This is a genomic window from Paracoccus haematequi (assembly GCF_900631945.1).
In the GTDB taxonomy this organism is placed as follows: Bacteria; Pseudomonadota; Alphaproteobacteria; order Rhodobacterales; family Rhodobacteraceae; genus Paracoccus; species Paracoccus haematequi_A.
The window spans coordinates 1-15,841 of sequence record NZ_UZWE01000045.1 but is presented as its reverse complement, the minus strand read 5'-3'; the positions used below and the strand labels follow the sequence as shown (position 1 = coordinate 15,841).

18 protein-coding genes are annotated in these 15,841 nt (G+C 64.0%); 10 read left to right on the top strand and 8 right to left on the bottom strand.

Going from position 1 to position 15,841, the window contains the following annotated elements; translation table 11 throughout:
* The first annotated feature begins 86 nt into the window (after window positions 1-86).
* Complete coding sequence (locus PARHAE_RS15375; protein ID WP_126155457.1) at window positions 87-1,262, top strand: BaiN/RdsA family NAD(P)/FAD-dependent oxidoreductase; 1,176 nt, start codon at window positions 87-89, stop codon at window positions 1,260-1,262.
* Here the strand turns inward: PARHAE_RS15375 and kdsA are convergent.
* Genes kdsA through PARHAE_RS15360 form a run of 3 tightly spaced genes read right to left on the bottom strand, consistent with a single transcriptional unit; the run spans window position 1,259 to window position 4,453 of the window.
* Window positions 1,259-2,101, bottom strand: coding sequence for a 3-deoxy-8-phosphooctulonate synthase (gene kdsA / locus PARHAE_RS15370; RefSeq protein ID WP_126155456.1), 843 nt, complete (start codon window positions 2,099-2,101; stop codon window positions 1,259-1,261). The two genes, PARHAE_RS15375 and kdsA, sit on opposite strands and share 4 nt — an antisense overlap.
* Complete coding sequence (locus PARHAE_RS15365) at window positions 2,098-3,816, bottom strand: KpsE/RkpR family capsule polysaccharide export protein (RefSeq protein WP_126155455.1); 1,719 nt, start codon at window positions 3,814-3,816, stop codon at window positions 2,098-2,100. The genes kdsA and PARHAE_RS15365 overlap by 4 nt, the downstream gene beginning before the upstream one ends.
* On the bottom strand, window positions 3,800-4,453 hold the full coding sequence (locus tag PARHAE_RS15360) for an ABC transporter ATP-binding protein (RefSeq protein WP_126155454.1): 654 nt from the start codon (window positions 4,451-4,453) through the stop codon (window positions 3,800-3,802). The genes PARHAE_RS15365 and PARHAE_RS15360 overlap by 17 nt, the downstream gene beginning before the upstream one ends.
* Window positions 4,454-4,603: 150 nt before the next feature.
* Between PARHAE_RS15360 and PARHAE_RS15355 the strand changes: the two genes are divergently transcribed.
* The gene (locus tag PARHAE_RS15355; RefSeq protein ID WP_126155453.1) at window positions 4,604-5,191 is read left to right on the top strand and encodes a uracil-DNA glycosylase family protein; all 588 of its coding nucleotides are present in this window, start codon (window positions 4,604-4,606) and stop codon (window positions 5,189-5,191) included.
* A gap of 71 nt (window positions 5,192-5,262) precedes the next feature.
* Window positions 5,263-6,933: a formate--tetrahydrofolate ligase gene (locus PARHAE_RS15350; RefSeq protein ID WP_126155452.1), complete on the top strand. Its 1,671-nt coding sequence runs from the start codon at window positions 5,263-5,265 to the stop codon at window positions 6,931-6,933.
* Here the strand turns inward: PARHAE_RS15350 and PARHAE_RS15345 are convergent.
* From PARHAE_RS15345 to PARHAE_RS15325, 5 genes are all read right to left on the bottom strand, one after another.
* A complete protein-coding gene (locus tag PARHAE_RS15345; protein ID WP_126155451.1) occupies window positions 6,930-7,514 on the bottom strand; it encodes a hypothetical protein in 585 nt (194 codons plus the stop codon). The genes PARHAE_RS15350 and PARHAE_RS15345 overlap by 4 nt on opposite strands.
* A 664-nt stretch (window positions 7,515-8,178) precedes the next feature.
* Window positions 8,179-8,625: a hypothetical protein gene (locus tag PARHAE_RS15340; protein WP_126155450.1), complete on the bottom strand. Its 447-nt coding sequence runs from the start codon at window positions 8,623-8,625 to the stop codon at window positions 8,179-8,181.
* A gap of 15 nt (window positions 8,626-8,640) precedes the next feature.
* Complete coding sequence (locus PARHAE_RS15335; RefSeq protein ID WP_126155449.1) at window positions 8,641-9,126, bottom strand: DUF1772 domain-containing protein; 486 nt, start codon at window positions 9,124-9,126, stop codon at window positions 8,641-8,643.
* A gap of 61 nt (window positions 9,127-9,187) precedes the next feature.
* Complete coding sequence (locus PARHAE_RS15330) at window positions 9,188-9,802, bottom strand: glutathione S-transferase C-terminal domain-containing protein (protein ID WP_126155448.1); 615 nt, start codon at window positions 9,800-9,802, stop codon at window positions 9,188-9,190.
* A gap of 102 nt (window positions 9,803-9,904) precedes the next feature.
* Window positions 9,905-10,846: a GlxA family transcriptional regulator gene (locus PARHAE_RS15325; RefSeq protein ID WP_126155447.1), complete on the bottom strand. Its 942-nt coding sequence runs from the start codon at window positions 10,844-10,846 to the stop codon at window positions 9,905-9,907.
* Between the two features lie 182 nt (window positions 10,847-11,028).
* Between PARHAE_RS15325 and PARHAE_RS15315 the strand changes: the two genes are divergently transcribed.
* The 7 genes from PARHAE_RS15315 (at window position 11,029) to PARHAE_RS21200 (ending at window position 15,789) form a co-directional block, all read left to right on the top strand.
* Window positions 11,029-11,484 (top strand): SRPBCC domain-containing protein, encoded by a 456-nt coding sequence (locus PARHAE_RS15315; RefSeq protein ID WP_126155445.1) that lies wholly within the window; start codon window positions 11,029-11,031, stop codon window positions 11,482-11,484.
* 104 nt (window positions 11,485-11,588) lie between these two features.
* Window positions 11,589-12,488 (top strand): alpha/beta fold hydrolase, encoded by a 900-nt coding sequence (locus PARHAE_RS15310; RefSeq protein ID WP_164555276.1) that lies wholly within the window; start codon window positions 11,589-11,591, stop codon window positions 12,486-12,488.
* Window positions 12,489-12,585: 97 nt separating this feature from the next.
* Window positions 12,586-13,806, top strand: a complete 1,221-nt coding sequence (locus PARHAE_RS15305; protein ID WP_126155443.1) for an amidase — start codon at window positions 12,586-12,588, stop codon at window positions 13,804-13,806.
* Window positions 13,807-13,974: 168 nt separating this feature from the next.
* Window positions 13,975-14,481 carry a GNAT family N-acetyltransferase gene (locus tag PARHAE_RS15300; protein ID WP_164555275.1) on the top strand — a complete coding sequence of 169 codons (507 nt, stop codon included), beginning with the start codon at window positions 13,975-13,977 and terminating at the stop codon, window positions 14,479-14,481.
* 88 nt (window positions 14,482-14,569) lie between these two features.
* Entirely contained in the window at window positions 14,570-14,941 is a 372-nt protein-coding gene (locus tag PARHAE_RS15295; protein ID WP_126155441.1) for a hypothetical protein, read from the top strand.
* Entirely contained in the window at window positions 14,830-15,417 is a 588-nt protein-coding gene (locus tag PARHAE_RS22165) for a DUF5946 family protein (protein ID WP_420899415.1), read from the top strand. The genes PARHAE_RS15295 and PARHAE_RS22165 overlap by 112 nt, the downstream gene beginning before the upstream one ends.
* A 231-nt stretch (window positions 15,418-15,648) precedes the next feature.
* A complete protein-coding gene (locus PARHAE_RS21200; RefSeq protein WP_164555274.1) occupies window positions 15,649-15,789 on the top strand; it encodes a hypothetical protein in 141 nt (46 codons plus the stop codon).
* Window positions 15,790-15,841: the final 52 nt, after the last annotated feature.

The following is a 15,841-nucleotide window of genomic DNA, read 5'->3' as shown; positions in this document are numbered from 1 at the left end:
GAGGGTGAATAGCCAAGGGCGCGGGGGGGTGCAAGTCGAAAATCGCAAAACTTGTGCCCCGCGCCACGCCGTTTTATGCCGCCCGGATGGAACAGGTCGATCTTCTGATATTGGGCGCGGGCGCGGCGGGATTGTTCTGCGCGGGCTCGGCCCTGCGGCCGGGACGGCGCGTGATGGTCCTGGATCATGCCGCCCAGCCGGGCGAGAAGATCCGCATATCGGGCGGTGGGCGGTGCAATTTCACCAACCTCGCCACCGCGGCGGATCGGTTTCTGTCCAGGAACCCGCGCTTTGCGGCCAGTGCTCTGGCGCGCTTCACGGCGGCGGATTTCGTGCGGCTGGTGGACCGGGCCGGAATCGCCTGGCACGAAAAGACCCAAGGGCAGCTTTTCTGCGACGGCAAGGCCACGCAGATCACGCGGATGCTGCTGGACCGGATGTCCGGCGCCGATCTGCGGATGCGATCGGCGCCGCGATCGGTCCGCCATGACGGGACCGGGTTCGTGGTCGAAACCGCGGGCGGGGCGATCCGCACGGCCCGGCTGGTGGTGGCGACGGGGGGCAAGTCGATCCCCAAGATCGGCGCGACGGGCATCGCCTATGACCTCGGGGCGCAATTCGGGCTGCGGCTGGTGGACACACGCGCGGGGCTGGTTCCGCTGACCTTCGCAGAACAGGAACTGGCGCTGTGCCGCCCGCTGGCCGGCGTCTCGGTCGAGGCCGAGATCCGCCACAAGGACGGGCGGTTCCGCGATGCGCTGCTGTTCACGCATCGCGGTCTCAGCGGGCCGGTGATCCTGCAAATCTCCAGCTTCTGGAACCCCGGAGAGACCTTGCAGATCGACCTGGCGCCGGGACGCGACATCGCCACCGATCTGAAGGCCGAACGAACGCGGGCGGGGCGCGCCGGTATCGCGTCCGTGCTAGGCAATGCCCTGCCCGCCCGTCTGGCGGCCGCGATCTGCGAGGAGATGGGCCTGGCGCAGGCGCGGCTGGCCGACCAGCCGAACGCGCGGCTGGATGCCCTGGGGGCGCGGGTGAACCGCTGGCAGGTCCGCCCCGTCGGCACCGAGGGCTATCGCACGGCCGAGGTGACTGTGGGCGGCATCGACACGCGCGATCTGGACGCGCGCACGATGCAGGCCCGCAAGGTTCCGGGGCTGTTCTTCATCGGCGAATGCGTCGATGTGACCGGGTGGCTGGGCGGATACAATTTCCAGTGGGCCTGGGCCTCGGCCGATGCCGCAGGCCGCGCGGATTAGCCCATCACCGGGTCGGCCTTGGCCAGCCGGTCGAAGGCCATCAGCGATTCCACCAGGGCGGGCATCCGGTCCAGCGGAATCATGTTCGGCCCGTCCGACGGCGCGCAATCCGGATCCTCGTGCGTTTCGATGAACACGCCCGCCACGCCCAGGGCCACCGCAGCACGGGCCATGACCGGCGCGAATTCGCGCTGCCCGCCCGACGATCCGCCCTGCCCGCCCGGCTGCTGCACCGAATGGGTGGCGTCCATGATCACCGGATAGCCGGTCCGCGCCATGATCGGCAGCGCCCGCATGTCGGCGACCAGGGTGTTGTAGCCGAAGCTGACCCCGCGTTCGGTCAGCAGGATATTGCCGTTCCCGGTCGAGGCCACCTTGTCCGCGACATTCGCCATGTCCCAGGGGGCCAGGAACTGGCCCTTCTTGATGTTGACGACCGCGCCGGTCTTGCCCGCCGCCAGCAGCAGGTCGGTCTGGCGCGACAGGAAGGCCGGGATCTGGATCACGTCCACGACCTTCGCCGCCCGCACCACCTGTTCGGCATCATGCACATCGGTCAGCACCGGGCAGCCCAGCCGTTCGCGGACGGTGGCCAGAAGCTCCAGCCCCTCGTCGATGCCCACGCCCCGGCGCCCGGACAGCGAGGTGCGGTTGGCCTTGTCGTAGCTGGCCTTGAAGACATAGCCCGCCCCGGCGCGCGCGCAGGCTTCGGCCATCCGTTCGCCGATCATCAGCGCATGGTCCAGCGTTTCCAGCTGGCAGGGACCGGCGATCACCACCAGCGGCAGATCGTTGCCGCAGGACAGGTCGCGGATGCGGATATGCTTGGCTTGGGTCATGCGGATACCTGTTCGCGAAGGATGGACGCCGTCAGCGACAGCATCAGATAGATACCCGAAAAGATCAGAAAGGCCACCAGGGTATTCTGGAACGCCTTGGGATAGGTCGCCTCGTCCGGGGCGACGGGGGCGACCGACAGCGACAGGTAACGGACCTGCTTGTTCGCCTCGATCCGGGCGGCCTCCATCTGTGTGGCGGCGGTGGCCAGCAGTTCCTGGCGCGTCAGCAATTCGCTTTCCGCGATGCGCAATTCGCCCGAGATCAGCGCCAGGGAATTGCGGTTCTCGCCCCCCTGGGTCAGTTTCTGGCGGGTCTGGGCGATCATCTCCTCCAGCCGGGCGATATCGCCGCGCAGCGCGGCCACGCGGCTTGGCAGGGGCTGCGGGTTCGACAGCAACTGACCCAGTTCCAGCCGCTTTGCCGCCAGCTGCGTCTCGAGCCCCGAGATCTGGTTCATCACCACCGTGCCTTCGGCCACCGGGTCCAGCACGCCCAACGTCTGCTGCAATTCCTGCACGCGGCGTTGGGCGGCCAGCACCTTGGCCTCGGCATCGCGATAGATGGCGATGGCGCCTTCCATCTGGTCGTCGCGCAGCCGCGAGGTCATCTGGTCCACCTGTTCTTCGGCATAGGCGATCAGGGCCAGGGAAAAGTCCTGGCTCTGGCGGGGATCGGGGGCGATCACCTCCATGTCGATCATGCCTTCGGTCGGATCATAGCCGATCTTGACCGATTTCCTGTACAGGTCGAACGTCGCCTCGTTCGTGGCATCGGGGGCCAGCCGCTTGATCGGGTCGATGGCGGGATCCTGGAACGCGCGCCGGAAGCCCTTGTCGCCGTCCAGCCGCAGCATCGCGTCGCGCGATGTCAGATAGCTTTGGACCGCCACCGAATCGGTGTTCGTCGCCAGTTGCGATCCGCCCAGCAGGCCGCCCAGCCCAGCGGCGCCCCCCGCCCCCTGGCCTTCCGCCGACTGGATGCGGAACTGCGAGTTGGTGGCGTAAAGGGGGGTCGCGAAGCTGAAGTAATACCAGCCCGCCACGGCGGTCGGCAGGATCACCAAGGCCAGAAGGCGCAGGGCCAGCATGACCATCCGCCGCCGCCTGCGCCGGGCGATGTCCTGCTGGATGCGGAAAATCTGGGCCGCGCGCTTTTCCTCGGTCAGGGCTTCGCGGCTGGGCAGGTCGGGACGCGGCGCGGCAGAGGGGTTGCCGGGCCACGCCGACGGGGCCGCCTGATTGCGCGGCATGATCGCAGGCGTGTTCGCCGCGGGCTGGGCCTGCGCGCGGCTTCCCTCGCTGGAGAGGATCTGGCTGAGGGCGGCGCGATGGGACGGGTCGATGCCGCGTTGGCGCAGGCGCAGCACGGCTTCCTCGTCCGATCCGACCTCGATTTGGTGCAGCGCGGCGATGCGGCGGGCGATGCGCAGCTGGCGTTCGGACAGGTTTTCCCTGCGGATCAGGGCAAGCTGCGCGTCCACATCGCCTTGGGCCGGGGCGGGCGCGACATGCGGCAGGCCGTCATCCACCGGATCGGTGCGCATGAAGCGGTCGCGTTCGTCGTCTCCGGCCGCGCTGTCCGCCCCAACCGGCCGCTTGCGCACGGTGATGCGGATGTCCGCGCCGGGCGCCGAGGGCGGGCCATCCCCTTCGGCCGGGCGGACCGATTCAGCGGCCGAGGCGTGATAGCGGCGGACCTTAGGCGGTGTGGTCATGATACTGCGTCGCCTCGGCAAGGGATTCGAAATGATAAAGCCGGCCGTCCCGCAGGATGGCGGCCGACCGGCAGAATTTCTCGATCGTGGCGGGCTGGTGGGACACGATCACGACGGTCGCGGTCTTCAGCCGGTCATACAGCACCGCGCCCGCCTTGCGGTTGAATTCGACATCCGTCGTCCGCGGCATCCCCTCGTCGATGAGGTAGATGTCGAATTCCAGAGCCAGCAGCAGCGAAAAGGTGAACCGCTGCCGCATCCCGGCGGAATAGGTGCCGACCGGCCGGTCGAAATATTCGTCGATATCCGTCAGCCAGCGCGTGAAGGCCGACACATAGTCGGGATCCAGCCCATAGATCCGGGCGATATAGCGGGCGTTTTCATTGGCCGAATGTTTGGCGACCACGCCGCCCATGAAGCCCAGCGGGAACGAGATCCGGCAGCCGCGCCGGATCGCGCCCTCATCGGGTTTTTCCAGCCCGCACATCATGTTGATCAGCGTGGTCTTGCCGGTGCCGTTCGGCGCCAGAATGCCCAGCGAGTTGCCCGGTTCGACCCGAAAGGATGCCCGGTCCAGGATCACCTTGCGCCGCGTTCCGGTCCAGAAGGACTTCGAGACGTTTTCGAATTCCAGCATCTGCCCCTTCCGCCCCCGCGAGACGTCCTACGGACGCCCGCCACGCTTACGATCAGGCGACCGTGCTGTCCAGTTTTCGCGTTTTGCGATACTCTTTCAACAAAGATTTGACGCACTTCATCCGCAGCAGATTTTCACTATCTCTTCGTCATGTCGCCCTTGGAACGATCCATTCAGGACTGCCGCCTGTGCGCGCCGCGCTTTGCCGCGACCGCCACGGCGCATGAACCCCGTCCGGTGACCTGGTTCCGGCCCCAGGCGCGCATCCTGGTGGTGGGCCAGGCGCCGGGAATGCGCGTCCACCTTAGCGGGCGGCCCTTCACGGATCGGTCGGGCGACCGGCTGCGCGACTGGATGGGCTTGGCCGAGCCTGTCTTCTACGACCGCGACCGGATCGCCATCGTGCCGATGGCCTTCTGCTTTCCGGGCTATGACCCACGCGGATCCGACCTGCCGCCGCCGCCGATCTGCGCGAAGACCTGGCGCGCCAGCGTGCTGGCGGCCCTGCGCCCGCGCCTGACGCTGCTGGTCGGCGGCCACGCGATCCGCTGGCATCTTGGGCTGCGCGACGTGACCGGCGCCGTAGCCTCTTGGCGGGATCACGCGCCGGGGGTCTTTCCCCTGCCCCATCCTTCCTGGCGCAACACCGGCTGGCTGCGCCGCAATCCCTGGTTCGAGGCCGATCTGCTGCCCGTCCTGCGCGCCGCCGTCCGGGCCGAACTGACCCGCAACGACTGACCCCGGCCTTTGGTCCGGGACGGTCCTCCTGCCTGTTGACAGGCGCGGCGGGCCGGGCCATCCGGGGCGGCATGACGACCGACATCCAGATCGCCCGCGCCGCGCGCAAGCTGCCCATCGCCCAGATCGCCGACCGGCTGGGCCTGGGCGACGACGACATCCTGCGCTATGGCCCAGACAAGGCCAAGATTTCGCACGACACCCTGGCCCGTCTGGCCGATCGCCCGCGGGGCCATCTGGTGCTGGTGACGGCCATCAACCCCACCCCGGCAGGCGAGGGCAAGACCACCACCACCGTGGGACTGGGCGACGGGCTGAACCGCATCGGCAAGCGCGCCACGATCTGCATCCGCGAGGCGAGCCTGGGGCCGAATTTCGGCATGAAGGGCGGCGCGGCGGGGGGCGGCCACGCCCAGATCGTCCCGATGGAGGAGATGAACCTTCATTTCACCGGCGATTTTCACGCGATCACGGCAGCCCACAACCTGCTGGCGGCGATGATCGACAACCACATCTATTGGGGCAATACGCTTCAGATCGACACGCGCCGGATCACCTGGCGGCGGGTGATGGACATGAACGACCGCGCGCTGCGTGACATCGTGGTGGGGCTGGGCGGGGTGTCGAACGGCTTCGCGCGCCAGACCGGCTTCGACATCACCGTCGCGTCCGAGGTGATGGCGATCCTGTGTCTGGCACGCGACCTGGACGACCTGCACGCCCGGCTGGGCCGGATCGTCGTGGCCTATACCCACGACCGCCGCCCCGTCACTGCCCGCGACCTGAAAGCCGACGGGGCGATGACCGTCCTTCTGCGCGATGCCTTGCAGCCGAACCTGGTGCAGACGCTGGAAAACAACCCCGCCCTGGTCCATGGCGGACCCTTCGCCAACATCGCCCATGGCTGCAACAGCGTCATCGCCACCGACACTGCGTTGCGGCTGTCCGATTACGTCGTGACCGAGGCAGGCTTCGGCGCCGATCTGGGGGCCGAGAAGTTCCTGAACATCAAGTGCCGCCTGGCCGGCCTGTCCCCCGCCGCCGTGGTTCTGGTCGCCACCATCCGCGCGCTGAAAATGAACGGCGGCGTGGCCAAGGACCATCTGGGGGCCGAGGATGCGGGCGCGGTCACGCGCGGCTGCGCGAATCTGGGACGCCATATCGAAAACCTGCGTGGCTTCGGCGTGCCCCTGGTGGTGGCGTTGAACCATTTCGACAGCGACACCCCGGCCGAGATCGCGGCCCTTCAGGATTACTGCACGCGTCATGGCGTCGACGCGATCCTGTGCAGGCACTGGTCGCAGGGCGGCGCGGGGGCCGAGGATCTGGCGCGCCGCGTCGTGGAACTGGTCGAAGGCCAGACTGCCGATTTCCACACCCTCTATCCCGATTCGATGCCCCTGTGGCAGAAGATCGAGACGATCTGCACCCGCGTCCACCGCGCCGCCCATGTCGAGGCCCTGCCCGGCGTCCGCGCGCAGCTGGAGGCCTGGGAGGCCGAGGGTTACGGCACCCTGCCCGTCTGCATTGCCAAGACGCAATATTCCTTTTCCACCGATCCCGACCTGCGGGGCGCCCCGGACGGCCATGTGATCCCGGTCCGCGAGGTTCGCCTGAACGCCGGTGCGGGCTTTGTCGTGGCGATCTGCGGACAGATCATGACGATGCCCGGCCTGCCCCGCCATCCTGCCGCCGAAACCATCGGTCTGAACGATCTGGGTCAGATCGAGGGGCTGTTCTAGGCCGCCATCGGCATGGTGGGTCGCGGCGCGCGCCAGCGGCGATGGATCGCCATGTGCAGCGCGACAAGGACCGCCAGCGTTGGCCGCAGCGCCGCGCCGTCCTGATCGGCGGTTCCAAAGCCGATCCGCGCGGGAAAGGACCCGTCGGGCCGCTGGCTTGAAATGGCCTCGGCCAGCATCGGCGTTACGTCATGGTCGGGGTCGATCAGGCACAGGCAGAAGATCATCTGCGCCAGCGGCACCAGCCTGCCCTTCCGCCGCGCCCAGTCGGCAAAGCGAAGGCAGTTCGCAAAGGCGTCCCCATAGGTCTGAAGGCTGGCAAAGCGCGGCCGCTCGGCCCCGAACCTGTATGCGAGCATCAGCACCCCGGCATAGGATTCGATGGCGCGGTCGTTCAGCCGTTCCTCGGGGATAGGGCGGCGCAGTTCGGCCTCCACCTCGGCCCACAGGGCCGGATTGGGCGTGTCTCTTGCTGCAAGGCGGTCCGCCAGGGATCGGGTATCCGGCAGCGCGATCCCCTCGCGCTGATCGATCGGCAGGCACCGCAGCAAGGCGCCGCCGGGATGGGTGGCGTTTGTCATATCGCTTTGAAATCGGACGACAAACAAATCTGTAAATTCCGGGGTAAATCGGCTTTGGACAAAAGCCTGCAACGGCGCCGGGGTTCCCCTCAAGCCAGAGCAGATATGGGCCGCGACCACCATTTCCGCCAGATCGTCGATCTGATCTTCTGGGACCGAACTCTGAGGCATCAGGTCGATCCGGTTGCGCAGCCATTGCTGGCTGCGCGCGGCAATCAGGGTCAACAGCTGCCTATAGGCGAAATCGTAGGGCATGAGCGTACTCCTCCCGGAACTGGTTCATGGATTAGAAACCCCGATTAACGATTTGGCAATAATTCTGCGCCTGGTTAGGCAAACTCCTTGCGGAAAATGCTCTGAAAACTTTGTCGATATTCTTTTGCAGGAAGATGCATAAAGAGACCGTCGGGCTTAACCGCCAATCCGCGAAAGGGTTCCACATCCCGGCGACTTGTCAAAACAGGTCAAGGACCAAGCCCGTCGGACGGATATCGTGACTGGGAAGATGGCGGAGGGGACGGGCCTGATATCCAACCCTCTCCAGTTCTTTTGGCCACAATCACGAGCCGAGTGGCTTTCGGCGCGCGGGACTGAAGGCTCAATGCCGCGCGTCGTTCTTTTCCGCTGTGTAATCCCGCCTCTCCGCCGTTACAGTCGCCCGCAATCATGCAACTGCGTCAGCGCGGTCGCCCAAGCTGCTCCAGGCGCGGTATTCGAGCCAGGCCAGAAGGCCGACGATCAGCGCCTGCGCAAGGATCAGCGCGATTCCGAGGACATTGGGGGTGATGAAGGCGAGCAGTGCCACGCTGACAAGTGTCCACCCGACATTGCCGAGGATGACGAGCCATACAGCAAGCGCGCTGCCGGTTCCGGCGCGGCCAATCACGGCCATGCAGATGCCGATCGGGATCAGCAATACGCCGGCGTAGAACAGCACCGGTCCAGGAATGGCCGTGATTGTGCCGACCGGGCGCGCGGCAAGGACCAGCAGCAGCCCCATCGCGAGACAGGTCGCCGCATCGATGTTCAGAATGCGGACCAAGCCGCGTTTGTCATTTGTCGTCATCTGGCGTTTCTCCTCGATCCGCTTTTCGATGTTTCGATCCGTCAATCGCGTCAGCCCGCCCTAAGCTGTCTGCGCGATGACCATGGCAGTCAGGGCGACCATGCCCAGCACGGCGCGCGCGATGTGGGAATACTCCCATAGGTTCCGAAGGTGCTGCCAATCTGCTTCGCGTCCCGCATAGATGGAGAAGAAGGCGGCTCCCGGTCCCGAAATGTCCGTGTCCTGCAGCCAGACCGCATTCACCGGATGGGTGACGAGCCAGTAGACCGCGTGCCCGGCGGCCAGGCAGGCAAGGGCGGCGGCAGTCCACCAGAACCGGTCGCCGCCGATTGGCAGCAGGAACAGCAGGACCGGCAGAAGGAGAAGTGCTCCCAGCTCTCCGATCAGCCCCCCGATGGTGAAGCCGGGATAATAGATCGCCTGCACGGCGCGATAGGTCTGCTCGTCCAGCCGCAGCTTTCCCGGAAACTCCAGCGCATGGGCAAGTGCAAGGCCCATGGTCACGGCGACCAGCAGGACCGCAAGGACGGAAAGCGCCTGTGTCATGAGGGTGCTCCTTCGATCTCCCCTGGGGACTAATGATGCCTCGCCCTTGGGGCGGCCTTGATCAGGCGCATTCTGCCACGTCGGCGTGCAACGGCGACACCGCCTCGGCGGCGAGAGCGGCCTGCACCGCGGGCCTCTGTTCGACGCGGTCGACGAACGCGTCGAAAACCTTCGGCGTCGCGATCTCAAGCATCGCTGCCCAGCGAAGCATGACATAAAGGAATGCATCCGCGCCGGTGAAGCGGTCTCCGAACAGATGGTCGCCCGCCATCATTGACCCAATCCTGCGGAACCGGGACGACAGCAGATCCCGGATCCGGCTCTGCTGTTCCGCGTCCTCGATGAAGAACAGCGGGATGCAGGGCTTGTGCAGTTCGGTCGAGATGAAGCCAAGCATCTGCAGATGCCGCGTTCGCCCAAGTCGGCCCGTGGGCAGAAGACCATCGGCCTGGCTTGCGATCCAGTCCAGGATGGCAACGTTCTCGGTCAGCAGCATGCCATCATCACGCACCAGGGCGGGCACATAGCCGTTGGGATTGATCCGCGTGTAATCGGAACCGTCCGCGAGCGTGCGATTGAAGATGTCGACACGATGTGGCCGGAAATCGAGCTTCGCTTCGCGCAGAAGAATGTGCGTGGCCTGCGAGCAACTGGTTGGGGTGTGGTAGAAATCCATGTCCGGTCTCCTGATTGTCCCGTGGAACTTGCATCCCCACCGTCGCAGATCGGACCGGACCAGATCAGAGGCGTTTCGACCGGTTTCGGGGCAAAACAGCCATTACCTGGGAAGACTGCGGAGTCGGTTGCGCTGGCGATACTGCGCCGGGGTGACGCCGGCGCGGCGCTTGAACAGCCTGCGAAAGAAGGTCGGATCCTCGTAGCCCACGGCGGCGGATATGTCTTCGATGCCCATGTCCTCGGTCTCGAGCATCTGCTTGGCTTCCTCGATCCGGAGCGCCTGAACGTATTCGACGGGCGTATAGCCGGTGGCGGCGGAAAAGCGGCGCTTGAAGCTGCGTTCCGACAGGCCCGAGCGATCCACCATGACAGCCACAGGTGCCGGGGTGTCATAGTGATCGACGAGCCATTCCTGGATCCTGGATATGACCGCATCGCTGTGCTGCCGTGGCCGGGCCATCGACGCAAAGGGCAACTGTCCATAGCCTCGGTCGCCGAGAAGGAACAGTCGCGCGATGCGGGCCGCCTCGTCCGCGCCGCAGAACCGGCCGATCAGGTAAAGCGCGAGATCCTGCCAGGACGATGCCCCGCCCGTCGTGATCAACTGCCCGCCGCGCCCGCTGTCGCACAGGATGCGCTCTGGCCGGAACCGGACGGCTGGATACCGGTCGCGGAAGAGGTCGGCCATCGTCCAGTGCGATGCCGCCTCGGCGCCATCCAGAAGGCCTGCCTCGGCCAGAAGCACGGCACCGCTGCATGTCGAGCAAACAAGGGATCCGTGGTCGATGTGGCGATGAACCCATTCGATCTCTGCTGGCCATCGTCCGTCGAGCGCATCGTCATGGTGCAGGTGGATGTCGCAGATGATGATGACGTCGGCACAATCCCCATTCAGGCCGCCATCGGGCGTGACCATCAACCCGGTGCTGGACCGGAATGGCCCTCGGCGATGCGCCACCAGTTTCGGGTGCATCGGGCGGGACAGCGCCTGGTCGTTTGTCCCCGTGTCACCGAGGACTTCGTGCAGGCCGAAGGCGGCCATCGTCCCGCTTTCCGGCAGGCTCAGGATAGAAACACGAAGAGGTTCTGTAGGACGTGGGCGTATCGGCATTCTCAAGTTCTGGCACAAATGCCCCGAAACTGTCGAGTCTGACACTGACGTTTGAGGCCGATCCGGCGCAGTCTCGGTCCACGCCAGAAACAACATCACGAAGGGACAATGGCATGAGCATCGTGGAGGGAACCGTCGACCTGACGAGAGATTTCGACCAGCCGATCGCAGAGGTTTTCGCGGCCTGGTCGAGTGAAGATGCGCAACGGACATGGGGCGAACCCGGAGAGGGCTGGGAGATGAGCTTCGAGCGGTTCCGCTTCCACGTCGGCGAAACGGACATCTGCCGCTTCGGCCCCAAGGGAGGTCCGCAATACATCAACGAGAACCGCTATCTGCTGATCGAGCCGGAACAGCGGATCGTCTACGCAACGTCCCTCAAGAGCGCCGACCGGCTGACCTTCGCTGGCACACTCGCCATCACCTTCGAGACGACGGGAGACGGCACGCGGATGAGGCTGATCGAACAGGGTCTCTATTTCGATGGCCAGGATGACGTCGCCGGCCATCGATCCGGCTGGGAAGGGATGCTGGAATCGCTCGGAAAATACCTTCGCGGCCGACGCTGAGCCGTTCAGGCGAAATGGGCTGCGATTGGGGCAACCAGGCCAGAAAGTCCGGCGGATACGCATTGGGGCATCGGCGAATCGAATACAATAATAGGAGGAAGACCATGATACATGCTTCGGCTGCCGCGCTTGTCGCATTGCTATGGCTGACCCCTGCAGTCGCGCAGGAACGCGCGGACATCGCCAGGAACGGCGCGGTGGACCTCGCCTATTGGATACATGGCCCTGAGGCCGGCGTTCCGATTATCGTCATCAACGGCCAGGGCGTCGCGACACGGCCCCACAACGATGGGCTGACAAAGGCACTTCTTGCCGATGGTTTTCGCGTCGTGCTTTTCGACAATCGCGATTCAGGCCAAAGCACGGTATTGAGCGCGGACGGTTCTGCCGCCTACGACCTTTCCGACATGGCTGCGGACACGATTGCGGTCCTCGACGCTGCCGGCATCGACCGCGCACATGTCATGGGCCACTCGCTTGGCGGCATGATCGCCCAGGTTCTTGCCGCGGAGTACCCCGACCGGGTGCTGTCGTTGATCTCGGTTTCGTCCACATCGGGAGAACCGGGGCTGGCTTACGGCCCGGCAATGGCGGCAATGTCCGAGCCGCCGCCCAACGCGTCCGCACCGATGGCCGATCAACTCGCGCGGTTCTATCGCATCTTCGAGGGCGAGGCCAACAGGATGCCGGATGTCGAAGTTGCTGCGAGGGTGGAGGCCGACATGGCCGTGCAGGACCCGAACGCCGCCGAGCGGCAGGTGGCGGCGGCGATCCGAACGGGCGACAGAAGAGCATTGTTGCGCTCAATCGAAGTCCCTGCGCTCGTTCTTCATGGCGATGATGATCCATGGTTTCCGCTGGTACATGCCGAAAGCACGGCGGCAGCCCTGGGAAATGCTCCGATCGAAGTGATCGACGGTATGGGGCACATTCTTTCCGACGCGGCGGCGCCGGCTGTCGCAGAGCGTATCGTAGATTTCGTGCGAGACCTGCCCACGCCGTGAGGTACAGAAACAGCAATCCCCTGGATGTCCACCATCGATAAAGCAGGGGCGGGTCCGCGAGGACAAATCGACACCCTGAACAGAAGGGCCAACTTCAATGTACTACGATAGCATCAAGGATCTGGGCACGCGCATCGGTTCGCGGGAGGTGTCGCCGATTGATGTAGTCGAAGCATGTTTGCGACGGATCGCTGCGTTGAACCCGAAATTGAACGCCTTCATCACGGTGATGGACGATGACGCCCGCGAGCAGGCAAGGCAGGCGGAAGCGGAAATCAAGGGCGGTAACCGTCGCGGACCGCTCCACGGCATCCCCGTGGCTGTGAAGGATTTTTACGATACGGCCGGCGTCAGAACCACCGCCGGGTTCGAGCACTTCAAGGACCGCGTGCCGGAGGCGGATGCGCAAGCCGTCGATAGACTGAAACGGTCCGGCGCAATAATTGTCGGGAAGACCAATATGGATGCCCTGGGGATGGCGACCACAGGACTTACCAGCTGTTTTGGTCCGGTGCGAAACCCGTGGAACGAAGCCTATATTCCCGGCGGTTCGTCTGCTGGCTCTGCAGTCGCTGTGGCTGCCGGGCTCTGTTATGCGACGATTGATACCGATGCGGTCGGTTCGACGCGCCTGCCTGCGGCATGTTGCGGTGTGGTGGGTTTCAAGGGCGGCTTTGATCTGATCAGTACGAAAGGCATCTTGGGCGACGAGCCTGTCGATGACTTTATCCGCTGGATGGCGCATGCAGGGATCACGACTCGCAGCGCTTCCGATACCGCGTTGATGTTGAATGTGCTGTCTGAGCGCAAGGGCAATATTTCTCTCGCCGACCTTGAAGATCCAGCCACCAGCCTGAGACTTGGTATTGGAAACAATCTCAAATCCGACGGGGAAATCAGACATGCCTTCGACCAGGCGGTGAACATCCTCCGGGGCGTTGGATACGGGTTGGGTGAATCCGCGGTGCCGGTCTGGAATCCCCAAGCCGGCTTGGACACTATTGAAGCAGATCGGGCCAATGTCACTCGCGATGCGTTTGCCGATGCCGATATAATCCTGCTTCCAACTCTGACCTCGTGCGTTCCGTCAATCGAGGCAGCGGCAAATAATCCGGATCAGGGTGTTGCGCCGGAGAACACGGCCTTTGCCAATTACTATGCGCTGCCTGCTGTTACCGTCTGCTGCGGCTTCGACAGCAAGGGCATGCCGATTGGCCTGCAAATTGTCGGAAAGCCCGGCGGCGAACGAAACATCCTGCAAGTTGCGCACCATTATGAAATGTCTGCAAGCTTCGGCTCAAGGCATCCTGTCCCTTGAGCTTCTGGATACGCGGAGACCGTGTGAGTTTTTGTCGGCAACAACGACGAGTCGACGATGAGGTGACCGGTAATGGTTCAGACCCATGTCGACGCTGCGAGGTTGGCAAGGAAGGGCGGCGCTGGCATGTCACACAATTGTTCATCCGTGGAAAGGATAGATAGACACATGTCGATTGCGGGCCTCATGACTACGGACCGCTTCATGGTCCGGGAGTTTACGGAGCATGACCGTGAAGCATTCATTGCCTGCCACATGGATCCGGAGTTCTCGCGGTTCCATCTGGAGAGTGAACGCGGCGCGGCGCATGCTTCGTCGGTTTTCGATCTTTTTCTTCTCTGGCAACGCGAGGAACCCAGGCTGAACTACCAACTCGCGGTCGCGCCCCGTGACGATCCGAAAACATACCTCGGCAATGTCGGTGTTCGAATGGGAGGGTTGGCGCCCGGTCAGGCCGATCTTGGAATTGAGTTGATTTCGTCTTGCTGGGGTAACGGAGCGGCGACCGAGATTATGGCAGCAATCCTTCCCTGGGCTACCCGGCGGTTCGGTCTGACAACGTTCATCGCCGAGACGGCGATCGAGAATGCCGCGGCAGAGCAGCTTGCGCGAAAGACGGGTCTGCGACAGTTCAGCATGGGTGAAAAGCGCATGTGGCGGTCGGATCGAGGCTAAATCGATGCGACGAAGGAGATGGTCTTGCTCAGTTTCGGCGGTCGCCAAATGCCGCTGTTCAGGATTTTTCTAAAGAATAGGATGCACCATGATTGCGTATTGGACTGCGGCGGCCGGCCTTCTGGTCTTGATATTGGTCCATCTGACGGCGGGCGAGAAGGAAGTCGTGAGCCCGCTGCTCGCTTCGCGTGAGTTCAAGGACGACGTGAAGTACGTGCTCTTCTTGTGCTGGCATCTTGTGACCTTGGTCATGGCCGGGGCTGCGGCAGGCTACATCGCTGCAGCGATGTCAAATGGATGGAGGGATTTCGCTCTGGCGGGAACGATCCTGATAGCCCTGCTCGCAGTGTGGAGCTTCACCGTCGTGATTTGGAAGCGGCAACGACACCGCGATATGCCGCAGTGGATTGCTTTTGCCGCCGTGGCGCTGCTGGGATTGGCGGGGCACGTCACGACGTGAGTGGCCCGCACAACAGAGAATGTCCGCTTTGTGGCGCGTCAGATGTTGGTGGGCTCGATGGATGTCGGGAGCTATTCGGTGCTCTGGCCGAGAAGGAGTTCTCCGATGCTTCCTACTTCGCTTTTCATCGGCTGACAGTTGACGCCTACTGCTTGCAGCACCCGGAAATCTACATGATCTCTTCCAAATCGGCCGCTGCCCATCTGGCTGCGATGTGCTGGTCAATGGAGCAAGGATTGACCTGTAACCTGCATCCCCGGCTCAAGGCTTTTTTCGATGGTCCCAGGAAGTTCGCTCGAGTCCAGCCGCCCAAGCCCCTACACAGGGGAGGATTCACGATTTCCGATATGGTGCTTGCCGACACCCTCGACGAGTACGAAGCGCACTCCTGGACGTGGGCGCGCTCTGCCTGGGGCGCCTGGAAGGATCACTGGGGGTTAGCTCGGCAGTGGGTCTCTGAGGCATGTGGCATTTAGGAAGACTGCCGCAAGCCATATCGGCGCCTTCTTTCGATGATCTGTTATTACCGGGCGTACTGGGCGCGACTGCACAACCTGGTTCGTAAGCTGTCATGATGCGAGTTCTCTAAGTCCAGGCGGCAGGGATCGATCAGATGGCGGGCACAGCGCGGAGTGGGAAAGTTGTGTTTGATCGGGCATTCGTCCCCCGAGAGTGGTTGACACCGGGTGTTGTGCGCGGTTGCACGCTTGAGCCTGATCGCGCATGACGCCGTAGTCGCTCAGCATCTCGGCAATGGCCGAGCCATCTGGCAGCAAGGTCAGTTCCTCGGCCGCCCGAGCCTGGATCGTAACCGCCCGGTTGCCACCGCCTGCCTGAGCGTGGGGTGATCGGCTAAGACACGTGCATAGCGACGTCGTTAACGACGTATCTTATGCGGGG